The sequence below is a fragment of the Pseudomonas arsenicoxydans genome (assembly GCF_006438915.1).
In the GTDB taxonomy this organism is placed as follows: Bacteria; Pseudomonadota; Gammaproteobacteria; order Pseudomonadales; family Pseudomonadaceae; genus Aquipseudomonas; species Aquipseudomonas arsenicoxydans_A.
In genome coordinates, this window is record NZ_RCZE01000005.1 from 354715 (window position 1) to 379118 (window position 24404).

Annotated in this window: 25 protein-coding genes; 11 read left to right on the forward strand and 14 right to left on the reverse strand. The window is 60.3% G+C overall.

What is annotated here, in order from left to right; translation table 11 throughout:
• Nucleotides 1–121 precede the first annotated feature (121 nt).
• The 4 genes from EAH78_RS13140 to EAH78_RS13155 are packed head-to-tail and all read right to left on the reverse strand — an operon-like array spanning nucleotide 122 to nucleotide 2717.
• Nucleotides 122–1435, reverse strand: a complete 1314-nt coding sequence (locus EAH78_RS13140; protein WP_140667904.1) for an ATP-binding protein — start codon at nucleotides 1433–1435, stop codon at nucleotides 122–124.
• Nucleotides 1432–2100: a response regulator transcription factor gene (locus EAH78_RS13145; RefSeq protein WP_140667905.1), complete on the reverse strand. Its 669-nt coding sequence runs from the start codon at nucleotides 2098–2100 to the stop codon at nucleotides 1432–1434. Before EAH78_RS13145 ends, EAH78_RS13140 begins: the two co-directional genes overlap by 4 nt.
• A gap of 3 nt (nucleotides 2101–2103) precedes the next feature.
• The gene (locus EAH78_RS13150) at nucleotides 2104–2409 is read right to left on the reverse strand and encodes a PepSY domain-containing protein (protein WP_140667906.1); all 306 of its coding nucleotides are present in this window, start codon (nucleotides 2407–2409) and stop codon (nucleotides 2104–2106) included.
• The gene (locus EAH78_RS13155) at nucleotides 2409–2717 is read right to left on the reverse strand and encodes a PepSY domain-containing protein (RefSeq protein WP_140667907.1); all 309 of its coding nucleotides are present in this window, start codon (nucleotides 2715–2717) and stop codon (nucleotides 2409–2411) included. The genes EAH78_RS13150 and EAH78_RS13155 overlap by 1 nt, the downstream gene beginning before the upstream one ends.
• A gap of 273 nt (nucleotides 2718–2990) precedes the next feature.
• Between EAH78_RS13155 and EAH78_RS13165 the strand changes: the two genes are divergently transcribed.
• The 4 genes from EAH78_RS13165 (at nucleotide 2991) to codA (ending at nucleotide 6998) form a co-directional block, all read left to right on the forward strand.
• Nucleotides 2991–4070, forward strand: a complete 1080-nt coding sequence (locus tag EAH78_RS13165) for a patatin-like phospholipase family protein (RefSeq protein ID WP_140667908.1) — start codon at nucleotides 2991–2993, stop codon at nucleotides 4068–4070.
• A gap of 84 nt (nucleotides 4071–4154) precedes the next feature.
• Nucleotides 4155–4511, forward strand: a complete 357-nt coding sequence (gene queD, locus EAH78_RS13170; protein ID WP_081744008.1) for a 6-carboxytetrahydropterin synthase QueD — start codon at nucleotides 4155–4157, stop codon at nucleotides 4509–4511.
• Nucleotides 4512–4727: 216 nt separating this feature from the next.
• A complete protein-coding gene (locus EAH78_RS13180; protein ID WP_140667909.1) occupies nucleotides 4728–5558 on the forward strand; it encodes an alpha/beta fold hydrolase in 831 nt (276 codons plus the stop codon).
• Between the two features lie 195 nt (nucleotides 5559–5753).
• Nucleotides 5754–6998 carry a cytosine deaminase gene (codA, locus tag EAH78_RS13185; protein ID WP_140667910.1) on the forward strand — a complete coding sequence of 415 codons (1245 nt, stop codon included), beginning with the start codon at nucleotides 5754–5756 and terminating at the stop codon, nucleotides 6996–6998.
• Nucleotides 6999–7111: 113 nt separating this feature from the next.
• On the opposite strand, the gene EAH78_RS13190 is transcribed toward codA, so the two are convergent.
• Entirely contained in the window at nucleotides 7112–8104 is a 993-nt protein-coding gene (locus EAH78_RS13190; protein ID WP_140667911.1) for a diaminopimelate epimerase, read from the reverse strand.
• A gap of 164 nt (nucleotides 8105–8268) precedes the next feature.
• Between EAH78_RS13190 and EAH78_RS13195 the strand changes: the two genes are divergently transcribed.
• Nucleotides 8269–9420: an MFS transporter gene (locus tag EAH78_RS13195; protein WP_140667912.1), complete on the forward strand. Its 1152-nt coding sequence runs from the start codon at nucleotides 8269–8271 to the stop codon at nucleotides 9418–9420.
• Nucleotides 9421–9558: 138 nt separating this feature from the next.
• Here the strand turns inward: EAH78_RS13195 and EAH78_RS13200 are convergent, their stop codons facing one another.
• Both EAH78_RS13200 and EAH78_RS13205 read right to left on the reverse strand, forming a co-directional pair.
• The gene (locus tag EAH78_RS13200) at nucleotides 9559–10710 is read right to left on the reverse strand and encodes a hypothetical protein (protein ID WP_140667913.1); all 1152 of its coding nucleotides are present in this window, start codon (nucleotides 10708–10710) and stop codon (nucleotides 9559–9561) included.
• Between the two features lie 259 nt (nucleotides 10711–10969).
• Nucleotides 10970–11332, reverse strand: coding sequence for a DUF6124 family protein (locus EAH78_RS13205; protein WP_123432473.1), 363 nt, complete (start codon nucleotides 11330–11332; stop codon nucleotides 10970–10972).
• Between the two features lie 589 nt (nucleotides 11333–11921).
• Here EAH78_RS13205 and EAH78_RS13210 point away from each other — a divergent pair.
• On the forward strand, nucleotides 11922–12506 hold the full coding sequence (locus EAH78_RS13210; protein ID WP_140667914.1) for a hypothetical protein: 585 nt from the start codon (nucleotides 11922–11924) through the stop codon (nucleotides 12504–12506).
• A 216-nt stretch (nucleotides 12507–12722) separates the two neighbouring features.
• Here EAH78_RS13210 and EAH78_RS13215 read toward each other — a convergent pair whose 3' ends face one another.
• From EAH78_RS13215 to EAH78_RS13225, 3 genes are all read right to left on the reverse strand, one after another.
• Nucleotides 12723–13736 carry a GlxA family transcriptional regulator gene (locus EAH78_RS13215; protein WP_193560078.1) on the reverse strand — a complete coding sequence of 338 codons (1014 nt, stop codon included), beginning with the start codon at nucleotides 13734–13736 and terminating at the stop codon, nucleotides 12723–12725.
• A gap of 204 nt (nucleotides 13737–13940) precedes the next feature.
• Nucleotides 13941–14249: a cupredoxin domain-containing protein gene (locus EAH78_RS13220; RefSeq protein WP_140667916.1), complete on the reverse strand. Its 309-nt coding sequence runs from the start codon at nucleotides 14247–14249 to the stop codon at nucleotides 13941–13943.
• A 14-nt stretch (nucleotides 14250–14263) separates the two neighbouring features.
• Complete coding sequence (locus EAH78_RS13225; RefSeq protein ID WP_140667917.1) at nucleotides 14264–15232, reverse strand: metallophosphoesterase family protein; 969 nt, start codon at nucleotides 15230–15232, stop codon at nucleotides 14264–14266.
• A gap of 154 nt (nucleotides 15233–15386) precedes the next feature.
• On the opposite strand from EAH78_RS13225, the gene EAH78_RS13230 reads away from it, so the two are divergent.
• Both EAH78_RS13230 and EAH78_RS13235 read left to right on the forward strand, forming a co-directional pair.
• The gene (locus EAH78_RS13230) at nucleotides 15387–15899 is read left to right on the forward strand and encodes a sigma-70 family RNA polymerase sigma factor (RefSeq protein ID WP_140667918.1); all 513 of its coding nucleotides are present in this window, start codon (nucleotides 15387–15389) and stop codon (nucleotides 15897–15899) included.
• A complete protein-coding gene (locus tag EAH78_RS13235; protein WP_140667919.1) occupies nucleotides 15892–16629 on the forward strand; it encodes an anti-sigma factor family protein in 738 nt (245 codons plus the stop codon). The genes EAH78_RS13230 and EAH78_RS13235 overlap by 8 nt, the downstream gene beginning before the upstream one ends.
• Nucleotides 16630–16650: 21 nt before the next feature.
• Here EAH78_RS13235 and EAH78_RS13240 read toward each other — a convergent pair whose 3' ends face one another.
• Genes EAH78_RS13240 through EAH78_RS13250 form a run of 3 tightly spaced genes read right to left on the reverse strand, consistent with a single transcriptional unit; the run spans nucleotide 16651 to nucleotide 20090 of the window.
• The gene (locus tag EAH78_RS13240) at nucleotides 16651–17538 is read right to left on the reverse strand and encodes a helix-turn-helix transcriptional regulator (protein ID WP_140667920.1); all 888 of its coding nucleotides are present in this window, start codon (nucleotides 17536–17538) and stop codon (nucleotides 16651–16653) included.
• Nucleotides 17535–18953, reverse strand: coding sequence for an aminotransferase (locus EAH78_RS13245; RefSeq protein ID WP_140667921.1), 1419 nt, complete (start codon nucleotides 18951–18953; stop codon nucleotides 17535–17537). Before EAH78_RS13245 ends, EAH78_RS13240 begins: the two co-directional genes overlap by 4 nt.
• Nucleotides 18954–18983: 30 nt before the next feature.
• The gene (locus EAH78_RS13250) at nucleotides 18984–20090 is read right to left on the reverse strand and encodes a polyamine ABC transporter substrate-binding protein (protein WP_140667922.1); all 1107 of its coding nucleotides are present in this window, start codon (nucleotides 20088–20090) and stop codon (nucleotides 18984–18986) included.
• Nucleotides 20091–20319: 229 nt separating this feature from the next.
• On the opposite strand from EAH78_RS13250, the gene EAH78_RS13255 reads away from it, so the two are divergent.
• Together EAH78_RS13255 and EAH78_RS13260 are read left to right on the forward strand one after the other, a co-directional pair.
• On the forward strand, nucleotides 20320–21099 hold the full coding sequence (locus EAH78_RS13255) for an enoyl-CoA hydratase (protein ID WP_140667923.1): 780 nt from the start codon (nucleotides 20320–20322) through the stop codon (nucleotides 21097–21099).
• Entirely contained in the window at nucleotides 21099–22280 is a 1182-nt protein-coding gene (locus EAH78_RS13260; protein ID WP_140667924.1) for an acetyl-CoA C-acyltransferase family protein, read from the forward strand. Before EAH78_RS13255 ends, EAH78_RS13260 begins: the two co-directional genes overlap by 1 nt.
• A gap of 79 nt (nucleotides 22281–22359) precedes the next feature.
• On the opposite strand, the gene EAH78_RS13265 is transcribed toward EAH78_RS13260, so the two are convergent.
• Nucleotides 22360–23502: an MFS transporter gene (locus EAH78_RS13265; RefSeq protein WP_140667925.1), complete on the reverse strand. Its 1143-nt coding sequence runs from the start codon at nucleotides 23500–23502 to the stop codon at nucleotides 22360–22362.
• A gap of 100 nt (nucleotides 23503–23602) precedes the next feature.
• Between EAH78_RS13265 and EAH78_RS13270 the strand changes: the two genes are divergently transcribed.
• Complete coding sequence (locus EAH78_RS13270; protein ID WP_140667926.1) at nucleotides 23603–24367, forward strand: AraC family transcriptional regulator; 765 nt, start codon at nucleotides 23603–23605, stop codon at nucleotides 24365–24367.
• Nucleotides 24368–24404 lie beyond the last annotated feature (37 nt).

Here is a 24404-nt window from a genome sequence, read left to right on the forward strand (position 1 = left end):
AAATGTGGGAGCGGGCTTGCTCGCGAAAGCGGTGTGTCAGGTAACAGATATGTTGACTGACACACCGCTTTCGCGAGCAAGCCCGCTCCCACATTAGATCTACGGTGGGTTTGGATTGGGGTTAGCGCCTGGGGAGTTCGATCGCGACCTGCAACCCGCCCCACTCGCTCTCGTCCAGCCGCAGCACCCCGCCCCACGTGTCGACGATGTCGCGCACAATCCCCAGCCCCAACCCGTGCCCATCCGTCTGCTCATCCAGCCGCGTACCGCGACTGAATACTTGCGCCCGCTGGTCCTCGGGAATCCCCGGCCCATCGTCTTCCACACTCAGCTCAAACCCGTCTGCCGTCTCAACCACGCTCAAACGAACCTCGGCATCCGCCCATTTACAGGCGTTATCGAGCACGTTACCGAGCAGTTCCAGCAAGTCCTCGCGGTCCCACGGCAACTGCAAACCGGCCGGGGCGCGGTAGCTGAGCGCCAGGTGCTCGCCATGAATCATGTTCAACGTCGCCAATAGCCCCGGCAGTTCCCCATCACAATCAAACAATGCCCCCGGCAGCGAGTCGCCGGACAATCGGGCTCGGTTGAGTTCGCGGTTGAGGCGTTGCTGGACCTGTTCCAGCTGCGCCTTGAAGACTTTGCGCAACTCGGGATGAGCATCGAGTTTTTCGCTGGACGCCAGGCTCAACAGCACCGCCAACGGGGTTTTCAAGGCATGACCAAGGTTGCCCAAGGCATTGCGCGAACGCTTGAGGGTGTCTTCGGTGTGTGCGAGCAAATGGTTGATCTGCGCCACCAGCGGCTCAAGTTCCACCGGCACCTGATCATCCAGTTGCGAGCGCTGGCCTTGTTGTAACTGGGCGATCTGTTCGCGGGCCTTTTCCAGCGGGCGCAAGGCGCGTCGCACGGTGATGCGCTGCAGCAGCAAAATCAGCAGTAAGCCGGCCAGGCCCAACCCAAGCCCCACTTGCTGCATGCGCTTGAAGCTCTCGCGCACCGGGGTGTAGTCCTGCGCGACGCTGATGGAGATGGATTGCCCGAGCCGTCGATAGTCGGAACGCAACACCAGCAACTGCTGCCCTTCCGGCCCCAGTTGCAGGTTGCTGTGCAGACCGGGATGCTCCAGCCGTGGCAACTCCTGATCCCACAGCGAACGGGAACGCCAGTGGCTGTCGGCAAAATCGATACGAAAGTAATGCCCGGAGAACGGTCGTTGATAGGCCGGTGACAGGTGCCGCTCATCCAGTTGCAAGCCCTGCGGGCCACGGACCAGCGCCACCAGCAGGTTTTCGCTGTCGTCGCGCAGCCCGGCTTCGAGGTAGCGCTGTAAACCCACTTCGAACAACCACAAACTGGTTTGCGCCAACACCAGGCCGACGACGACCATGACGCTGATCAGTCCCAGGCTCAAACGGCGCTGGATCGACCTCACTGAGCAACCCCGCCGAACAGGTAACCCTGACCGCGACGGGTTTCGATCACGCTGCGACCGAGTTTGCGGCGCAGGTGGTTGACGTGAACTTCCAGCACGTTGGAATCGCGCTCGGTTTCACCGTCGTAGAGGTGTTCGGCGAGGTGGCTTTTGGAGAGGATCTGTTCGGGGTGCAGCATGAAATAGCGCAACAGGCGAAATTCGGCGGCGGTGAGCTGAATGTCGGCGCCATCGCGGGTCACGCATTGACGGCCTTCGTCCAAGTGCAGTCCGGCAGCCTTGAGCGTCGGCTGATTGGCCTGGCCGTGGGAACGACGCAGCAGCGCCTGCACCCGCAGATGCAGCTCTTCCGGGTGGAAAGGCTTGGTCAGGTAATCGTCGGCGCCGGCCTTGAGGCCTTCGATGCGCTCGGCCCAGGAATCGCGTGCGGTGAGGATCAGCACCGGCGTCGACAAACCGCCTTCGCGCCATTGCGTCAGCACCTCAAGCCCCGACAAACCCGGCAGGCCGAGGTCGAGGATGATCAAGTCGTAGGGCTCGCTGCTGCCTTGATAGACCGCATCGCGACCATCGGCCAGCCAATCCACCGCGTAGCCCTGGCGATTAAGACCGGCCATCAATTCGTCGGCCAACGGCACGTGGTCTTCCACCAGCAGCAATCGCATCGATCAGTCTTCCTTGTCTTTGAGTAAACGGCCGGTGGCGGCCTCGATGTCCAGCTCACGAACCACGCCTTCGGCGGTCAGCAACTCGACTTCATAAATGTAGACGTCGTGCTTTTCTTCAAGCTCGGCTTCCAGCAGTTTGGAGCCGGGATAACGATCCAGCGCCTGCTGCAGCAGTTGCTCCAGCGGCAGGATCACCCCTTGCTGGCGCAGGCGCAGGGCTTCGTCCTGGTCCAGGTCGCGGGCCAAAACCGCCGAGCAAAACGCCAGAAGCACCAGCGCCATGCGTGAAAATGAACGCACCTTCATTACGTATCCTGATGATCCTTGAGAACCTGGCCGCTGACAGCGTCTAATTCCAGGTCCCACTCGATGCCCTGTGGGTCGCGCAACTCAACCTGATAGATGTACTTGCCGTACTCTTCTTCCAGCTCGGTCTGGGTCACCGTCGAACCGGGGTGTTTGGCCAAAGCCGTGGCGTTGAGCTTCTCGAAAGACACAATGGTACCAGCGTCACGCAGCCTCAGGGCTTCGTCGGGACCGAGGTCGCGAGCGTGGGCGAGGCTGGCGGTCATGGCGATGATCGAGGCGGCGGACAGGGCAGTCAGGGTTTTCATGGGTGTCTCCGTGTTTTTTTATGTGTTGCCTACGGGGAGACCTTAGCGAGCTGAACTTAATTGAAACTGAATTGCCATCATTAACGATGGCAACACGATATCGCAGACCTCAGCCGAAACCCTGTGGGAGCGGGCTTGCTCGCGAATGCGGTGTATCAGACGACATCTCCGTTATCTGACACACCGCATTCGCGAGCAAGCCCGCTCCCACAGTGGATTGGTGGTGCTGCCTGAACTGCTTATAATCCCCAGTTGCCAACCATCGAGACCGGTATGACCGCCATCCACATCAAGTTCCCTTCCCTGACCCTCAAGGCCGGCCCGCGGGCGTTGGCGCGCATCCGTAAAGACGGCTTGAGCGCTGCCGATGTCGGCACCTTGCCCGGTGCCGCCGGTGGCCCGAAGGCGCTGGGGATTCAAGGTCTGGACCTGGCGTTGTTTGGTGAATGGCTACCGGCCGCCCCCCGCGAACGCTCGCTGATTGGCGCCTCGGTGGGTTCCTGGCGCTTCGCCAGTGCCTGCCTGCCGGACGCCGCCGAAGGCATCCGGCGCCTCGGGCATTTGTACACCGAGCAGAACTTCGCCAAGGGCGTGACCATGGCGCAAATCAGCCAGAGCTCGCAGCGCATGCTCGATGAACTGCTGGACGGCCGCGACACCTCGATCCTGAGCAACGCGAATTACCGGTTGAACATCATGGTGGTAAAAAGCCACGGCAACCTGGCCGACGATCATCGCGGCCGGCTCGGGCTGGCGCTGGGGTCGGTGATCGCCGACAACTTGCGCGGTCGTGCGCGGCTGTCGCGGCACTTCGAACGGCTGATCATCCACGACCCGCGCCTCGCGCCGCCGGTCCATGCACTGAACGACTTCCCGTCGCGCTTTGTTGCGCTGAACGCCGGCAACCTGCGCCAGGCGCTGCTGGCGTCGGGTTCGATCCCGATGGTGATGGAAGGCGTGCGCGACTTGCCCGGCGCCGGTGCGGGGACCTTCCGCGATGGCGGTCTGCTCGACTACCACCTCGACTTGCCCTACAGCGGCAACGACATCGTGCTGTACCCGCATTTCACCGACCGGGTAATTCCCGGCTGGTTCGACAAGACCTTGCCGTGGCGCCGTGCCTGCCCCGCGCGCTTGCAAGATGTTCTGCTGCTGGCGCCGTCGAAGGAGTATCTGGCGCGCCTGCCCTACGGCAAACTGCCGGACCGTAACGATTTCAAGCGTTTCATGGGCGACGCGCCGGCTCGGCAGAAATACTGGCGCGCCGCCATGGATGAAAGCCGACGCCTGGGTGATGAGTTCCTTGAACTGGCCGCCAATGGTCGCCTCGGCGAGCGCTTGCTGACCCTTTAGTCAGTGTTTCGCCCGCAGCTCTGGTAAACTCGCCGCCTGCCCACATCGCCGCGGCGATCGCCACCTGACAGAGCTGAAATCACTGTGGAAATCTTCAAAGAGTTTACGTTCGAATCCGCCCACCGCCTGCCTCACGTACCGGAAGGCCACAAATGCGGTCGTCTACACGGTCACTCGTTCAAAGTGGCGATCCACTTGAGCGGTGACCTCGACCCGCACACCGGATGGATCCGCGACTTCTCGGAAATCAAGGCGATCTTCAAACCGCTCTACGAGCGCCTGGACCACAACTACCTGAACGACATTCCCGGCCTGGAAAACCCGACCAGCGAAGTGCTGGCCAAATTCATCTGGAATGAATTGAAGCCCCTGCTGCCGGAGCTCAGCGCGATCCGCATCCACGAAACGTGCACCAGCGGCTGCATCTATCACGGCGAGTAACCCGCTCTAAAACCAACACAGCTCCACTGTGGGAGCGGGCTTGCTCGCGAAGGCGGTGTGTCAGATAACAATGATGTTGACTGACACACCGCTTTCGCGAGCAAGCCCGCTCCCACAATGGGCACTGCGTTTCGTCAGTGAATGATCAAGCCACCTTCAGCGGTGGCTTTTTTATGCCTATGCTTTTTGCCTTGCCCCTGCCAAGAGGACACGCACATGGCTGACTGGCTGCTGGACCGCCAATACCGCTTCAATGGGCACCGCATTCACTACGCCGTGCACGGCGACGGCCCGCCGCTGGTGTTCGTGCATGGCACGCCCTTCTCTTCTTATGTGTGGCATCGCATTGCCCCGCATTTCATTGGCTCGCACCGGGTGCACTACTTCGACCTGCTGGGCTATGGCCAATCGGAACAGATCGACGGCGACGTGTCGCTGGGCGTGCAGAACGAGTTGTTGGCGCATTTGCTCGATCACTGGGCCATCGAACGGCCCGACGTGGTCGCCCACGATTTCGGCGGTGCCACCGCGCTGCGCGCACATCTGTTGAACGGCAAGGATTACCGCAGCCTGACCTTGATCGACCCGGTGGCGCTGACACCGTGGGGTTCGCCGTTCGTGCAGCATGTGCGCCAGCATGAAGCGGCGTTCAGTGGCGTGCCGGATTACATTCAGCACGCCATCGTGCCGGCCTACATTCGCGGGGCAATCAAGCGCGAAATGCCCGACGAAGAACTTGCACCCTACGTGCAGCCGTGGCTGGGTGAGCCGGGTCAAGCGGCGTTTTATCGGCAAATTGCGCAGATGGACGAGCGCTATACCCGCGAGGCTGAAGGGTTGTACCCGACCATTCGATGCCCGGTGCAGATTCTGTGGGGCGAGGACGATCAGTGGATTCCCATCGAACGCGGACGGGCGCTGCATCAGCTGATACCGGGGTCGCAGTTTCATCCGGTTCCGAATGCCGGGCATCTGGTGCAGGAAGATGCGCCCGAGGCCATCGTCGCAGCACTGCTGAAATTTCTGCCCCTTCACCCTTCCACCTGAACACACCCAATCAAATGTGGGAGCGGGCTTGCTCGCGAAGGCGGTGTGTCAGATGGCGATGATGTTGACTGACCCACCGCTTTCGCGAGCAAGCCCGCTCCCACATTAGAACTGTGCAGGTTTTCGTCACACGGCACTGGCAAGGATCGCCTCTGCCGCGCTAGTTTAGAGTCATCAACCCAAAGGACTCGCCTCATGCACATCATCAACGCCCGTCTGCGCAACCAAGAAGGCCTGCATGAGTTGCACCTGGAAGCCGGCCTGATCCGCACCATCGCCCGACAGACCGAAGCCCCGACCCTGGGCCCCGAAGATCTGGACGCCGGCGGTAACCTGGTGGTGCCGCCCTTCGTCGAACCGCACATTCACCTCGACGCCACCCTGACCGCCGGCGAGCCGCGCTGGAACATGAGCGGCACGCTGTTCGAAGGCATCGAGTGCTGGGGCGAGCGCAAGGTCACGATCACCGAGGAAGACACCAGGACACGCGCCAGGAAAACCATCCAGACCCTCGCCGCCCACGGTATCCAGCATGTGCGCACCCACGTCGACGTCACCGACCCGCAGCTCACCGCGCTCAAGGCGATGCTCGAAGTGCGCGAGGAAAGCCGTCACCTGATCGACCTGCAAATCGTCGCGTTCCCGCAGGAAGGCATCGAGTCGTACCGCAATGGCCGCGAGCTGATGGAAGAAGCGATCCGCATGGGCGCCGATGTGGTCGGCGGCATTCCACACTTCGAATACACCCGCGATCAGGGCGTCAGTTCAGTGAAGTTCCTGATGGACCTGGCCGAACGCACCGGTTGCCTGGTGGACGTGCATTGCGATGAAACCGACGACCCGCATTCACGCTTCCTCGAAGTGCTGGCCGAAGAGGCCCGCAGCCGGGACATGGGTTCGCGGGTCACCGCCAGCCACACCACGGCGATGGGCTCCTACGACAATGCCTACTGCGCCAAACTGTTCCGCTTGCTTGGGCATTCGGGGATCAGTTTTGTCTCCTGCCCCACTGAAAGCATTCACCTGCAAGGACGCTTCGACAATTTCCCGAAACGCCGTGGCGTGACCCGGGTCAACGAGTTGCTCGAAGCAGGGATGAACGTGTGTTTCGGCCAGGACTCGATCGTTGACCCGTGGTATCCACTGGGCAACGGCAACATCCTGCGGGTGCTCGAAGCGGGGCTGCACATCTGCCACATGCTCGGGTATCGCAACCTGCAAAGTGCGCTGGACCTGGTGACGGACAACAGCGCCAAAGCCATGAACCTCGGCGATCGTTATGGCCTGGAAGCGGGACGACCAGCGAACTTGCTGGTGCTGTCGGCGGACAGTGATTACGAGGTGATCCGCAGCCAGGGCTTGCCGCTGTATTCGGTGCGCGGGGGTAAGCTGCTGATGAAGCGGACGATGCCGGTGGTGGAGTTCAATGGTCTGAGCTGACATCTTTGTTGAATGTTATGGCCCCTTCGCGAGCAAGCCCGCTCCCACATTGGTTCTGTGTCGTTCACAAATCCAATGTGGGAGCGGGCTTGCTCGCGAAGGCGGCCTGACAGTCAACTTATGATCCGAGCCGTGCCAAACAGCCTGACCCGATTCAATTCCCCCCCCACTTCCTCCAGCAATATCGGCGCCGTGCCGCCCGGCATCACCACGTTTACCTCCCCCGCCGACACCCAACCGACCCGCCACGCCGCACATGCCACCGCACTGGCGCTGGTGCCCGAAGACGCCGTAGGCCCTTCCCCGCGTTCAAACACCCGCGCGACGACCCGGCCTTCGGATTCAAGCGTCGCCCACTGCACATTCACCCCCGCCGGACACGGCTCACCGCCCCCGGCCGGCATGGCATAAGCAATGCGCAGCAACCCTTCAGCCAGTGGCGACTCACGCATCTGCGCATTGCTCGGCAACGCAGCAGCCTCGGCCACCAGCGTCACGCAATGTGGATTGCCGACGCGTACAAACTGGCTGTGGTTCCAAGAAGGATCAAGCGCCGACAATGGCGCGACATGGCTGACATCCCGACCGTTCAACAGAACATCTTCAACCCCCTGCGCGCCCACGGCTTGCGGTCCGAACGAGGGCTTTCCGAGGTCAAGCCAAAACCCTTGCACGCCCTCTATCTCGGCCGGTTTCACGGACGTCTCCCCCGGTGAAACCGTGTCTGTTTTGTCGTGATGAACCCGCAGCAGGCACCCTGCCTCCTCCGGCATCAATCCCTGTTCACTGAGCGACTGGGAGAAAATCGTCAGCCCATTGCCACTGCGTTCAGCCAACGTGCCGTCGGTATTGACGATCAGCAGGTCATACGGCGGCGCCGATTGAAACGGCCCGACCAGCAAACCGTCGCTGCGATGGTCCTTGCTGCCGGGCGGCTGAGTGCCGGGCGCCCAGGCACAAAATGCCTCGATGGCGGCCACGGCCCACTGCTCACGGGTTTGCGCGGCAAGGTCAGCCTGTCGAGGCAGATCGATCCCGCTACCGCGCACGGCCTCAGGCGCCACGACGATATAAATATTGCCCCGTGCATCGTAAATCCGCGTCATGTCGCCTCCTGTCCGAAAATCAATGGGTCGACGATATCGCGAAACCGCGACAGGCTGTGCAAGGATGTGAACCCGCCTCACCACGAATGGCTGCGGACACTGATCGAACCCGAGGGATCAGTCAGTGTCCTTTGGGGACGCAACGTTTTTTGCCAAGGATTGATATGACCAGCTTCAAGACCTCAACCACATTTGTTCCCGGCCGTCTGGAGCAGATGTCCACACGCATCGCCTTCTTCATCGCCGGTCTCGGCATCGCCGCCTGGGCGCCGCTGGTGCCATACGCCAAGGCACGGGCCGGGCTGGATGAAGGGACGCTCGGTCTGCTGCTGTTGTGCCTCGGGGTCGGGTCGATTCTGGCGATGCCGATGGCCGGGTTGCTGGCGTCACGTTTCGGCTGCCGGCGCGTGGCGGCGGGTGGGACGTTGCTGATCTGCGCAGCCTTGCCGTTGCTGGCGACGGTGTCGTCAGTGCCGGCGTTGATCGCCACGCTGTTCATGTTCGGCGCCGGGCTTGGCACGGTGGATTCGACGGTGAACCTGCAAGCGGTGATCGTCGAACGGGCCAGCGGCAAGAACATGATGTCGGGGTTTCACGGGATGTTCAGCCTCGGCGGGATCGTCGGCGCGGCGGGGGTCAGTGGCTTGCTCGGCCTTGGGGTTTCACCGCTGGGCGCGATGTGGGTGGTGATTGCAGTGCTGGTGCTGGCCCTGCTGAAAGCGGCGCCGCACCTGTTGCCTTACGGCAGCGAAAGCACCGGCCCGGCGTTTGCGGTGCCCCACGGCATCGTGCTGTTTATCGGCGGAATGTGCTTCATCGTGTTCCTCGCCGAAGGCGCGGCGCTCGACTGGAGTGCGGTGTTTCTGACGCAGGAGCGCGGGATCGATACGGCGTATGCGGGGTTGGGGTATGCGGCTTTTGCGTTGACCATGACGGCCGGGCGCTTGACCGGTGACCGGATTGTCCGGCGTCTGGGTGCTACGCGGGTGATGGTGTTCGGTGGGCTGACGGCCGCAACGGGCCTGGCGTTGGCCACATTCGCACCGGCCTGGGAGACGGCGCTGGTGGGGTATGCGTTGTTGGGTGCGGGGTGTTCGAACATTGTGCCGGTGCTGTACACCGCCGTCGGCAAACAGACGGTCATGCCCGAACACATCGCCGTGCCGGCCATTACCACATTGGGGTATGCGGGCATTCTGGCGGGGCCAGCGCTGATCGGGTTTATCGCCCATGGCAGCAGTTTGAGTTTTGCCTTTGGGTTGATGGCGTTGCTGCTGGTGGCGGTGGCCATTGGCGGCAAAGTGTTAAAAGCCTAAAAGCATCGCGGGCAAGCCCACTCCCACAGGGATCGTCAGTGAACACAGATTCTATGCATGGCAAAGATCATGTGGGAGCGGGCTTGCCCGCGATGAACGATGACGCGGAGTTTCAGTGATTACCGGGGCAGTTCAATTTCAAACATTAGGAAGATCCATCCTATAACCCGCCCCCGGCGCCCCTTCATGCATCGCCGCCTGAATGTCCGCATACAAAGCATTCGCCTCAGCGGTAGTGATCGATCGCGAACAATCACGCAACACCACACGCAAAAGCACATTCTCCTGGCCCGGCAGCATCCCGAGTCGCTCAATGGCTTGCGAGGGTAAATCCAGGAAATCCCAACGCCCCTTGATCTGCATTTCTTCGATCCAGTCAGAACTGTCCCCCGCAGCCAGCAACACCCTCTCGGTCAACACCTCTTCGCTCAGCCCCGGCGTTACCGCCAACGAAATGTCACGAGCAATCGATGGCAAACGAGATACCGCAGTCCAAGGATTCAGATCATGCATCTGCGCCTGCACTCGCGTGTTCTGATCGCGTAACAAGCGAATATCCGGGATGCCTTTGCGCAACATGGTCAGGCGATCCAGTCCCATCCCGAGCGCCAGTCCTCCGTGACGTAGCGGGTCGATCTTCAAGCGCTCCAGCAAAGACTTCGCAATACGACCGCACTCCAGAACCTCCACCGGCGCGTTGTCATTCAACGCATTCACTTCAATTCCACCCTCGGTGTAGTGATGCGGACTGTCGCTGTAGACCCACGCTTTTTCAGGAACGGCGGACTTGAGGATATCGCCGACCAGACGCAACAGATGTTCATGGGTAGCCAGTTCTGGATCACCCAGCACCCAGATATCCATCTGATGCGGTTCGGCACAATGCCAACGATCCCGACTATCGCGACGAAAAGTAATACCCGGTTCCGCCAGCAAGATCGTCTGCCCCAGTTGCCGAACCTGAGCGGCTCGCTGAAGCGCTGCCGGAATCTGACTGGTGGTTTGGGTACGTAATAGAGAGCACTCATCGACCCAACGTGTGTGTTCACTCCCGAGCGTGACCTCTGCCGGGTCGTAGCCGAGTAAACCGTAATTTTCTTCAGCAGACACAATCCTCGGCCCTGTCAGTAGTTGAGCTTGGGGCCAGCCTTTTTCCGCAATTCCTTGGAGGACTTCATTCAGCAGTAGCCGGACGGCGTGATCGGGAGTGCTTGATTCGGTTAGATCAACCATTAACAGGGCTTGTTTAAGCGCACTGTTCGTAACGGTTTTCGTTGAAGAGATATCCATGCTCTTTCTCTCGACAATGGGTCCTTGCTGACAAGGTACACGGCCGTTGGGGTTTTAATCCGTAGAGCGGAAAATTCAGAAGGGGCTGACAGCACGGTCTTACAGGCACGTCGAGTGTGGTTCACTTTTGACCGAGGTGATGCCATCGCGGGCAAGCCCGGCTCCCACAGGTTTTGAGGTGTCCACAAAATGACTGAACACTGCAAAACCTGTGGGAGCCGGGCTTGCCCGCGATGAACGATAACGCGGTCTCTGATTGTTACTTCGGCACCTCAACGTTATCCATCATCCGGTTCGCCGCCAGTTCGGCTAGCATGATGATTTGCTGGATCGCCATGGCCGTGTGCCGATGTGGCCCTTCCAGGTACGCCGCGAAATCGCTGGTCATGACACTGGCCTGGGCCAAAGTCTCACAGGTGTGAGCCAACAGGTCTTCGTCCCGCAGATTCGGTGCGAGCATGAACATCGTGCTGGGTTTGCGAGTCGCCGGGGATTTGATGGCGCCGGGGTTGAGGTAGTGATCGAGGGCGCGTTCGGCGGCTTCGTGGAATTTCTTTGAATCGACTGATTCGTAGGGGGATGCCGGATCTGTGTCTGGCGGATTTGGCGTTACCTTGAACATAAGCATATTTTCCTGATTGGGCAGCCACGCCTCGCTACTAATACGAGGGGTGGCGGCTGTACGCAGGTTAGTAGACCGGGGAAAAAGTGCAAAAGCCGGCGCGCCCGAGGGCGCCCTGCGCACAGCCACCATCAAATGCAGGCATGGAAATGCCTGCCTGACAGACGCTTGTGCGCACTTTTCAAACCTCGGGCTACTAAACCCGATCACTGGGTATCAGTGACGGGAATCAAGTTACCGAGGGCGTCCAAAGCGCACAAGCCGGCGGATTCTGGCGTAGTCGTAGGCAATGGCGCAAGGCGTTGTAGCTTTGCGGAAGTATCCTTAAACACCTTTAAACATGTGCTCAAATTTTAGACCGCCATCGCGGGCAAGCCACGCTCCCACAGGATCGGCGGTGATCAACAAAATTGGTGAATAGGGCATCGCAATGACGCCCGACTGGAAACAGGCGGCATTTCAGCCATTTTCTACGCTTTATTTGCAGCCGGACTTCCTGCTGCCGCCAGCCTTCTAGACTCATCGAATCAAGTGGAGCCACGCTCCGTGCGCTTTTCACTACGCTGATGAAAAACAAGGAAAAAATACCTTGAAGCCTTCGGCAATCTGTTTCGCTGGCAGCGTGCTGTTTTCGGTGGGCGCTTCTGCCACCGGGATCCTTCCTCTCTTCGACCTGGATTTCACCCGGTCAGCCGATCAGACACTGAAAAAACTCAATATCAACGACGCGTGCATTGTGGCGGCGCCAGCCGCCGTAGCGTTCACCTATTGCCGGGAAGGCTCGACAACCTTGTGGAAGTATCAGGCTGTCGACCTCGAACAACAGGCGGCGATCCACGTGGGTGCCCGGCAGCCACAGATGGCGCTCGGGCAAATCAGCGTCCTGGAAGTCAACAGCGCGGCGTGCCTGCAGGAAATGGAGCCCGACACTAAACCGCCCCTGGTGAGCTGGGCGGTGCTCGGCCTGGTCGTACTGTTTTTGCTGATTGGCTTGCGATACACCTACAACGTCATCCGTCACCACTACGATCAACGCTCAGCGTTGTCGGATCCCTTCTGGCAACCACCGATCGAGCCTTTGCCGCCGGCGCACCATGCCATGGGCATGGCATTAGGTGCGTTTGCGGTCGCCGCTTTGCTGGCCATCGTTTATTGCTGCTGCGCCGTTATCTGACTTCGACTCCCCTCGCTGAACCCGCGCCCCGCAGGATGAAAATCCGCCTCTCCCAGTTTCAAAAACAACGATCGTCCGTACCTCTGTGCGACAAGCCTTATCCCTCCCCGTGTTGCCGCAGTCATTCACGGGTGCGCAATCACTCGAGCCCTGTAAAAGCCCGCTATCCGTGGCCAACTACCCGATGGTGTTGCTGCTGACCCTCCTGGGGTGGGGTTATTTGATGAGCCGTTTTTCCTTGGATGGCCTGTAGCCGAAATACGAGCTGTAGCACTTGCTGAAATGGCTCGGCGAAACAAACCCGCACGCCACCAGCACGTCCACCTGGGACAGTTCTGTGTGCTGCAAAAGCCGACGCGCCTCGGTGATGCGCAGTTCCATGTAATAGCGCTGCGGCGTGGTGCCCAGTTGCTCTTTGAACAGGCGCTCCAGTTGCCGACGTGAACGGCCGGCGTAGACCGCCAGCTGTTCCAGCTCCAGCGGTTCTTCGAGGTTGGCGTCCATCAGCTTGACCACCTCGCGCAACGGCGCGCTGACGCAGATATTCTCCGCCGGTTTGATGCGCCGGTAGCGCGACTCTTCAAACGCCAGAATGTCCTCGATGCCCTCGACCAGGGCTTTGTCGTGCAGCGCTTTGATCCAGTCCAAAGCCATGTGGAAAGCCCCCGAAGGGCTGGACGCCGTGAGTCGATCCCGATCAATCACATAGGGTTCACTGGTGACCTGCGCCGCTTTGGAAACCTCCGCCAGTGCCGGCCGATGTTCGGGGTGAATGGCGCAACGATAACCGTCCAGCAGGCCGGCGCTGCCGAGGAACCAGGCGCCATTCCACAGCCCGGCCAGGGTGACGCCGCGCTCAGCCGCCACTCTGAGCAGGTGGACGAAATCATCGCCAGCCTTCAGCTCCGTGCGGTAGCCGCCACACACCACCAGCAGGTCCAACTGTTGAATCGCCGCGGCATCGAAACGCGCGTCAGGCCGGATCACCAGGCCAAGGTCACTGACCACCTCGCCGTCATGCAAGCCAAACGTTCGGGAAGCGAACAAGCCGGGCCGCAGCAAATTTGCGGTGACGATCGTATCCAGTGCCTGGGTGAACGCTGGCAGCGAGAAGTGTTCGAGCAGCAAAAAACCTGTGCGCGTCATCGGCACAGGCTTGTCCGCAGGTTCGTTTAAATAGCGCAGGTTTTTACCCTTCATGCCGCCGCTGAATTGCCGTCGTTCGATCAATGTCCGACCCACTCGATTACGTTAACTACAGAATTCCAAACCAGCGGAGTCATTATGCGACAGATCAGGCGGGCTGGAAGCCGGCCGACGCCAGGTTGTCGATTGTGGATTAACTTGGCCAACGAACCGATGTGAAGAAAGTCGTCGCCAAATAGACACACACCCTGGGTTTCTTCAGCTGGCTTTGTGAAGGTATTTGCGGCCTCACTGGCTGACCACAATCTTCCCGATCATTTGCGGATGCAGCGCACAAAAATACTCAAACTCCCCCGGCGTGTTGAACACCCAGGAAAAGCTGTCATTGGTATCCAGTGCCCCTGAGCGAAACACCTTGTGGGTTTCTGCCACCGTGTGCGGAATCTGGTCGTCATTTACCCACGTCACTTTGGTGCCCACGGCCACGTTCAAATCCTTGGGCCCGAACATGAACTCCTTGATATCGATTTTCACTTCCTGAGCCCACACCGGCATGGACAGCATCAGACAAGCCAAGGCCAACAATTGCTTTTTCATCCGAGCGCCCTCCCTTAGACCAGTGTCGAATCGATCAGCGCCAGCGGATGATCACCCTGCGTCGCTCGCACATCGGTGATCCCCAGGTAATTGCGCAGCTGATCAGCCGCCACCGTCATCGGCCCAGGCGTGGGCGACGCACCCGGCGCGGGTTGTGGATAAGCGGTGCCACGGGCGGTGTGAAAGGTGATGTTGCCTTCGACCTTCTGGATGACCTGGTGGATATGCCCGTTCAACACCGTCACCGAACCGTACTTACGCAGCATGGCAATCGCCTGATCGCCATCCTCGGTGCCCCAGCCCCACGGCTGATAAACCGTCCATAACGGGATGTGGGTAAACACCACGATGGGCGTGCTGCTGCTCACGGCGCGCAAATCGTCGGTCAGCCAGGCCAGTTGATCGGCGCCCAGGGTTGCTTCCCGGCCCGCCTGGAAATTGAAGACATTCACCAACGCAATAAAATGCACGCCGTGGTCATCGAAGCTGTACCAGCCATTGCCTTTGGTGCCCTTGCCGTAACGCTCCAGGTAGAGCTTGCCGCCGCCCTCGTCGAGGGTGTCGTGTTCCCCCGGGACGTAGTGCACCGGGGACGGCAGGCCCTTGAGCAGTTGCGCGGCCGTGTCGAATTCCTCCGGTTTGGACAGGTGGGTGATGTCGCCGGTATGCAGGATCAGCGCCGGCGGTTTTGGCAGCGCGATGACTTTGTCGATCGCCACCTGCAAGGTCTTCACCGGTTCCGGATTGGCCTCCTTGTTGAAGCCGATGTGCGAGTCGCTGATCTGCACGAAGTGGAAGGTGCTGGCCAGTGCCTTGGGGTCGGAAACGTTGCCCGCGGCATCCAGGGCGAAGGCCCGGGGAATGCCGCCGCTCAGGGCCCAGATGACCCCCGCCCCGGCCCACGCCGAGCATTTCAACAGCGTCCGCCGGTCGGGGTTGAGCGGGCCGTCGGTGCGAAGCGGGTGTCTTGATTGAATGTCCATCGGTTTTCCCTCGCTGGCGAACTACAGTGATGGTGCTGACACGAGGTACAACCCGGCGGGACGGGACTTTATTCCGGGTCGGAAAAATAATTTTTTCCAGGGAATAAAAGGCCGCGCAACACAGTTATAGAGGTGGGACAGTGCGGGAACCACTATGAAGCGATTTGAGGAACTGTTTGCGCCCCACCTGGACGCGGCCTACAACCTCGCGCGCTGGCTCACCGGCAACGACAGCGCCGCGCGCGATGTCGTCCAGGAAAGTGCCCTGCGCGCCTTCCGGTTTTTACACCGCTTCGCCGACGGCAACGCCAAGGCCTGGTTCCTGACCATCGTGCGCAACGAAAGCTACACCTGGCTCAAGGCCTCGGCCGGGCATCATTGGGTGGCGATCGGCGATGAACTGTCTGAAGAGGACACCGCGCTGAGCCACAGCCAGACCCCGGAACTGCTGGCCATTCACACGGAAAATGCGGCGCTCATCCAGCAAGCCCTGAGCGCTCTGCCGCCGGCGTTTCGTGAGGTGATTGTTCTGAAAGAACTCGAAGACCTGCCCTACAAGGACATCGCCCTGGTGGTCGACATTCCCATCGGCACCGTCATGTCGAGACTGGCCCGGGCCCGAGCCATGCTCAAGCGCGAACTACTGAAGTTGCACGATCATGAATGAACTCGACTGCACGGTTTGCCAGACGTTGATGCATGGCTATCTGGACAAGGAACTTGACCCTGCGACGGCTGCGACGGTGGCTGGGCATTTGGCGGTGTGCGCCGAGTGCGCGCGGTTGCATGATCAGGCAAGGTTGCTGATGCTCGGTGTGAAACGCCAGGTACCGTATTACGCGGCGCCGGCGTCGTTGACGGCCGGTGTGTTTCCGCCAAAGGCACCACCGCCCGGCATTTTCGAACGTTGGCGGACATGGTTCGCACCGGCGTTTTCAGCAGCGACTCTGGCCTTGGCAGTGGTGCTTTATGCGGCAACACCGGCCAGCGAACAATCGCTGATGGACGAGGCCGTTTCCAGCCATGTCCGCTCGTTGATGGGCGAGCATTTGAACGATGTGGTGTCGTCCGACCGCCACACCGTGAAGCCTTGGTTCACCGGCAAACTCGACTTCTCGCCGCCGGTCGTCGATTATTCGGCACAAGGGTTTGTACTGTTGGGGGGACGGTTGGATTACCTGCAACATCAGACCACGGCAGCCCTGAGTTATGGGCGGGCCAAGCACATTATCAACGTGTTTATCCTGCCCACGCCGGACGCGGACAAGCCGCAACAGAGCCAGGCGATTCGTGGCTTTAACGTGGTGTCCTGGCAAGCGAATCACATGCGGTTCGTGCTGGTGTCCGATCTGGAGAAAAGCGAGCTGGAGACGTTCAGCCTGTTGCTCAAACCTTAGAACACACACCACCCTGTGGGGTCAGTGCTGGCGCAGCCACTCGATAAACAGCGCAAACAACTCCGACTGGGACCCGACTTCCAGCTTCAAATACAGGTTCTTGCGGTGCATGCGCACCGTCTCAGGCGAGATGCTCATCTGGCTGGCCGTGGATTTTACCGAATGCCCCCGGAGCACCATGTGCGCCACTTCCCGCTCGCGCTCGGTCAGCACGTCGCAGCCAAAGTTTTCGAAGGCGGACTGCACGCGTTGCTTCAGATCGTCACTTTCAGTGACTGCACTTTGTGCCAGACCACGACGGCCAAACTCACTGATAAATTCCCGAACCAACGGCTCCACCGCGCGCAACAGGTTCAGCTGATCCGCCCGCAAGCTTTCCCCGCCAAACCCCTGAAACAGGCTGACCGAGACCTGGCTGTCGTGCCCCGTATCGATCAGGTAAAAACTGTCCTCCGAACACCCGGCCTTCAAGTAATAAGTCTTGTAGTACTCGGTGTCGAAGAAGTTGTCCGGGGCGATTTCCTCCAAGTGATAAAACCCTTCGGCCAGGCCCTGCTCCACTGCCAGGCAAAACGGGTCGAGCAAGTAGCCACCGGAAAAATAGCGGTCGATGATCGAGTCCCGATACTGCTCCGGGATACCGCGCTGGTACAGCAACTGCGGCGCGCGATCCTTGTGTTCGAGGCTGATCATTACCGATTCGATCGACACCAGATGCCCGAACGCCGACGCCAGGTAGTGCAGCGCATCAGGCGCGTCGACATGGGCGAATGCCTCGCGCATGTCGCCGTGCCATTTGTGCAAGGCCCCGAAGGGCAATGCGATCAGCGTATCGTCGTTGGGTTTGCTCATGCCCCGCAGTCTAGCGGGAGAACCGACGCCAGGTAACCGCCTATTGAGCGAACTCATGGCCCGAAGTACTGGCCGCTTTTTTCAAGCTCGGCCGCCACTTCAAGAATGCACACTCGCAGGATCTCGACGATTTCATCGACCTGGGCACACGTCAGGATCAGCGGCGGCGACATCACGTTGAGGTGCATGATCGGCCGCACCAGCAACCCTCGAGCCTGCGCCCGGGAGTGAATCATCTCGCCAATATTGATCTCATCGGCGAACAACGCCTTGGTGCGTTTGTCGGCCACGAACTCCACGCAGGCCATGAACTTCTGGCAGCGCACATCGCCCACCAGTGGCAAGTCGCTGAGGGTTGCCAGCCTTTCTTCGAGGTAGGCGCCGACCACATCGACATGCGCCAGCAGGTTTTCGCGCTCGATGATCTCGATGTTTTTCAGCGCCGCCGTGCAGCACACCGGGTGGCCGCTGTAGGTGAAGCCGTGGGTAAAGCAGCGGCCCTTGCCGGGCTCGGCGATGACTTTCCAGATACGGTCGGAAAAGATGCACGCGCCCAATGGCAAATAAGCCGAAGTCAGGCCTTTGGCCGTGGTGATGATGTCCGGCTGCACATCGAACAGATCATAAGAGGCGAAGAATTTGCCCAGGCGCCCGAACGAAGTCACCACTTCATCGGCGACAAACAGAATGTCGTAGCGCTGGCAGACTTCCCACATGCGTTTCAGGTAGCCCTTGGGCGGAATGATCACCCCGCCCGAGCCCATGATCGGCTCGGCAAAGAAGCCCGCGACCTTGTCGGCGCCGATGGCCAGGATCTTGTCTTCGAACTCCTTGATCAGAAATTCGAGAAACTGCGCTTCGTCCATGCCGTCCGGTGCGCGGTACGGGTTCGGGTTGGAGACGTGGTGAATCCTGTCGTTGGCGTAATCGAATTCCGGCACGCGGTCGGCGGCCTTGTTGCCGATCGACATCGTCAGCGTGGTGGAGCCGTGATACGCGTTAAACCGGGCGATGACGTGCTTCTTCTCCGGTTTGCCTCGGCAGTTCTGATAGTACTGAATCAGCCGGTACGCGGTGTCCACGGCGGTGGAGCCACCGGTGGTCAGGAACACATGATCGAGATCGCCCGGCGCCAGGCTGGCGAGTTTTTCGCACAACTGGATGGCGACGTTGTTGGACATGTCGGAAAACGGATTCGAATACGCCAGTTGCCGCACCTGATCGGCAATCGCCAGGGCCATTTCCTCGCGGCCCAAGCCGATGTTGGTGCACCACATGCCGCCGACCGCATCGAGAAAACGGTTGCCGTGAGCGTCGTAAATATAAGCGCCGTCACCGGCCACAATGTTCAGCGCGCCCTGTTCGGCGTGCTCGTCGAACACGTGGTAGCCGTGCATGTAGTGGGCTTTATCAGCCTTGATCAACTGGGCGTCATCAACCGCCGGCAGTGCTTTCAACGTTGGAGTAGCCATACAAAAACCTCAAGCCGAAGGGTTAAACGATCAGATCCCGCTCTTCACCGTGCTCCAGACGCGGGTGATGGCGCGCATTTCCTTGGCGTCCTGAGTCTTTTGCGGAAACAGGCGCAGACGGGTTTCTTCATCGGGGTAAATCGCCGGATTGCTGCGCACATCGGCATTCAGCAACGGCGTGGCCGCCGCGTTGCTGTTGGCGTAGTGGATGTAATCGGTGACGTCCGCCATCACTTGTGGCTGCATCAGGTACTCAAGGAACTTGTGTGCATTGGCCACGTGCGGCGCGTCGGCGGGGATGTACATGTTGTCGAACCAGATCAGCGAACCTTCCTTGGGAATGAAGTACGCCAGTTTGATCTTCAATTTGGCTTCTTCGGCGCGGGCCATGGCGGTGGCGTAGTCGCCGGACCAGGTCATGGCCATGCAGACATCGCCGTTGGGCAGGCTGGTCAGGTAGTTCACCGAGTCGAATTTCTTGATGTACGGCCGCACGGACAGCAACAAGTCCTGCGCGGCTTTCAAGTCTTCCGGCGACGCACTTCGCGGGTCTCGTCCCAGGTACTTCAAGGCCAGCGGAATGACTTCGGTGGGCGCATCGACCAGGGTGACGCCACAGTCGGCGAAGCGCGAGACGATTTTCGGGTCGAAGATCATCGCCAGTGAACCAATTGGCGCGTCCGGCATGCGTTCCTTGATCTTGTCGACGTTGTAGGTGATGCCGTTGCTGCCCCAAGTGTAAGGCGCGGAATACACGGTGCCGGCATCAAAGCCCTGCAAGTCCTGCAAGACTTTCGGGTCAAGGTTGGTCCAGCCCGGCAGCAACTTCTTGTCCAGCGGCTGGAACACTTTGGCCTTGATCAAGGGGGGCGCAAGGGAGGCATTCAATACCACCAGATCGTAACCGGAGTGCCCGGTGAGCAACTTCGCCTGGACGGTTTCGTAGGCATCAAAGGTGTCGTAGATCACCTTGATCCCGGAGGCTTTCTCAAAGTCGGCGATGGTCTTTTCGCCGATGTAGTCCGCCCAGTTGTACAACCGGAGCGTATTGTTTTCGTTCACGTCAGTGGCGGCTTGAGCGTTGAGTGTCAGCGGAACTAGCAACAGACTGGAAATCACCATGAGGGCCTTGCGCATAGCAAATTCACCTTATCAAGCGAAGTCGGTTCTGGACGACCGGTTGATGCCACTATTGAGCGATCGGGCCAACGGCACCATACCCCGAATGGGTGTGTGAACCGTTTTGCCGGTTAACGCGACGGCTAAACATGGCAAAAAGCAGCAGTTTCGTTGACTCGTTTTGTCATAGCTCCCATGCCGGCCGGGCGCTTAGAGTGGCTGCCGGACAAAACAGGCGGGGCATTCCATGAGTGAGCTGATCAAACAACACCGAAACGAAGGCGTTTTGACGCTCACGCTCGACCGCCCCGACAAGCTCAATGCGCTGAATAACAGCCTGTACACGCAGTTGGCCGACCAGTTGCTGGCCGCGGATGAAGACGCCGACGTCGGCGTGATCGTGATCACCGGCGGCACCACGTGCTTTACCAGTGGCAATGATCTGGCGGATTTTCTCGAGCACCCGCCGACCCATCTGGACAGCCCGGCCTTTCGCCTGATGAACGTCGTCATTCACCTGCAAACACCGTTGATCGCCGCCGTGTGTGGCGCGGCCATTGGCATTGGCACCACTCTGCTGCTGCATTGCGATCAGGTGCTGGTGACGCGAAACGCCAAGCTGCGCGTGCCGTTCGTCAACCTGGGCCTGTGCCCGGAGTTCGGTGCCAGCCTGTTGTTGCCGCGCCTGATCGGTCACGCCCGCGCCGCCCGCCTGTTGCTGTGGGGCGACAGCCTCGACGGCGCTGCGGCGGTCGCCTGCGGCCTGGCCAACGAGCTGTTCGACGACGGCCAACAATGCCTCGACGCCGCACAAAACCTGGCCCGACGCCTGCTGGCCTTGCCGCAGGATTCACTGCGCCAGACCCGGCAACTGCTCAAACAGCCAACGCTGGTGGAGCTGCAAGCCACTATTCGTCAGGAAAACCTGTTGTTCATCGAGCGCCTCAAGACCCCTGAAGCGCAAACAGCGTTGACCGCCCTACTCAATCGCAGTACAGAAAAGCATTCACCAAGAGGAAAGCCGTAATGAACACCCCGGATATTTTTGTTGTCAGCGCCGCACGTACCGCCATCGGCACCTTTGGCGGTTCGCTCAAAGACGTTCCGCTGGTCGACCTGGCGACCACGGCTGTCAAGGCTGCCCTGCAACGCTCCGGCGTAGACCCGGCGCAAGTTGGCCATCTGGTGATGGGCAGCGTGATCCCGACCGAAACCCGCGACGCCTACATCTCCCGCGTTGCCGCGATGAACGCCGGCATCCCGAAAGAGACCCCGGCCTACAACGTCAACCGCCTGTGCGGTTCCGGCCTGCAAGCGATCATCAATGCCGCGCAAACCCTGATGCTGGGCGATGCCGACATCGTCGTCGGTGCCGGTGCCGAATCCATGAGCCGCGGGCCTTACATCATGCCGGCCGCCCGTTGGGGTGCGCGCATGGGCAACATCCAGGCCATCGACTACATGCTGGGCATCCTGCATGACCCGTTCCACGGCATCCACATGGGTATCACCGCCGAGAACGTCGCTGAGCGCAATGGCATCACCCGTGAAATGCAAGACGCCCTGGCCCTGGAAGACCAGAAACGCGCGGCCTTCGCCATTGCCAATGGCTACTTCAGCGAGCAAATCGTTGGGGTGGAAATCCGTGATCGCAAAGAAACCAAGCTGTTCAGCGTCGACGAACACCCACGCGCCACCTCGCTGGAACAACTGGCGGGCATGAAGCCAGCGTTCAAGAAAGACGGCTCGGTGACCGCCGGCAACGCTTCCGGCCTGAACGACGGCGCCGCTGCCCTGGTCATGGCCACCGGCGCCGCCGTGCAGGCCAACAACCTGCGCCCGCTGGCCCGCCTGGTCAGCTACGCCCATGCCGGTGTTGAACCGGAATTGATGGGCCTCGGCCCGGTGCCGGCCACCCGCCTGGCACTCAAGCGTGCCGGCCTGACCGTCGCCGACATGGACGTGATCGAAGCCAACATCGCCTTCGCCGCCCAGGCCTGTGCCGTCAGCCAGGAACTGGACCTCGACCCGGCCAAAGTCAACCCGAACGGTTCGGGCATTTCCCTGGGTCACCCGGTCGGCGCGACTGGCGCGATCATCGCCACCAAAGCCATCCACGAACTGCACCGCACCAACGGCCGTTATGCGCTGGTGACCATGTGCATCGGTGGTGGTCAGGGGATTGCGGCGATTTTCGAACGCGTTTAAGTGTCAACGCGATGCCCGGTGCAACGCCGGGCATCGCAGCGCTTGATGGCGTTTTTACGCGGTGCTGCCACCATGGTGGTCAATATTCACGGCCTGTCGCGCTTCCGGGAACTAACGCCAGCAGCAATGCCGCCACGCCGCAGAGCATCAAGGTCTCGCCCAACGCCTGGCCCCACGCCGCCAGCATCAGACCACCGCCTATCAAAAGGTAATACAACAACCCGAACAGAGCTCCGGCGGTACCCAATCGATCGCCGTAATTTACCAGCGCCGAACCGAGGATATTCGGGATCGCCATGCCAAACGCCAGCACCACCACCAGCATCGCCAGCACAAACAGGGCACTGTTTTCCAGCAGCCATACGCCACTGGCTCCCACCAACGTCAATGCACCCGCAATCTGTACCCGTTGCGGCCCACTCACACCTCGATGCAGCAGCCGTTTGTTGAGCCACGCGCCGAGGCCGGACCCCAGGGCGAGGATCACGCCGCTGTAGCCAAACCATTGCGCACTCAAACCCAGTCGCTGAAACACAAACGGACCCAGGCTGTAGTAGCTGAACAAGGCGATATTGAACACCGCCACCAACAGCGTCGAACGCCAGATCTCGCGATCTTGCAGCATCCGCCACAGCGTCTCGAACAGCGCGGGTATCGTTACATTCTGCGGGCGGGTTTCCGGCAAGGTTCGCAGGCACCACAACCCTAGCGCCGAGGACAACAGCAGCAGGCACCCCACTACACCTTGGTAGCCGAACGCCTGCACCAGACTCGCCCCGGTGAATAGCCCGATTGCCGGACTGGCCGCCAACGCGATACCCATGACGGAAAACACTTGCGCCAGTTCCGCCCCCTTGAAGCGGTCGCGCAACAGGGTTTGCGTCACCACCGAGCCTACGGCCGCACCGAACGCAGCCAGTGCCTGGGCCAGCAACAGCCCATCGAACGTTCGAACATTCAGCGCCAGCACCGATGCACCCGAGTACAACGCCAGGCCGGAGAGCATCGAGGGACGCCGACCGATCCGGTCGCACATCCGGCCCCACACCACCACGCCAAAGGCGAACGCCAGGAAATACACCGACAGGGTTTGTGCCGCTCGCTGCGGGCCGACCGCAAAGGCCTGACCGATGTCCGCCAACGCCGGGCTGTAAAGGGTCTGGGCAATCTGCGGGAACATCAGCAGCGCGATCGCCAACATCAACAAGCTTTTTGAATTCATCACCACTGCTCTGTTCAGGAAATACGGGCGAGCAGCTTAAAGAACCGTAGCTGGCGTATTATCCAGACCCTGCCAACTTATCGTTGAAATCGGACAATACATGGCCTGGCTTGATGCCCATACGCAATTCGATCCCGACCGCTATCCCGCATCAGTCATCGGCATCGCTTCAACACTGGGCGATCATGATTCCGGATTACATCGGCATGAGCGCGGGCAGTTGCTATTCACCCGTCAGGGCTGCACGCGCATCACCCTCGCGCAGCAGTTGTGCCTGTTGCCACCGTCGCGTGCCGCATGGATTCCGCCGGGCGTAGAACACCGCGCCGTCATGCAGCAGAGCGTCGATTACCGCTCCATTTATCTGACGCAAGCGTTGTGCGCCGAGCTGCCGCCACAGGTCTGCGTGATTGAAGTCAGCCCCTTGCTGCGGGCGGTGCTGGAACCCATCGCCCTCGCCGATTTCGACACCGATTGGCAGCAGGGCAAGTTTGTTCATTTGCTAGGGCTGTGCCTGAGCGAAATTCGCGACGCCGTGAAACAACCGATGCTCTTGCCCCTGCCGTGGGACAAGCGGCTGGCGCCGTTGCTGGCCACGCCTGAGCAACTGCCACCGGAACTGCACGTGCTGGAAAAGCAGATTGGCGCCAGCGGCCGAACCATCGGGCGAATCTTCCAGCGCGAGACCGGCATGAGTTATCAGCAATGGCGCCAGCAGTGGCGATTGATGCGCGCCATCGAACTGCTGTCGACCGGACGCAGCATCAGCTACAGCGCTTTCGAATCAGGTTTCGCCAGCGACAGCGCATTCATTGCGTTCTTCAAAGACATGACCGGTGTTACCCCCGGCCATTGGCTCAGATAACCACCTGACGACCGGCAGCAAAAATCAATTGCCAGCA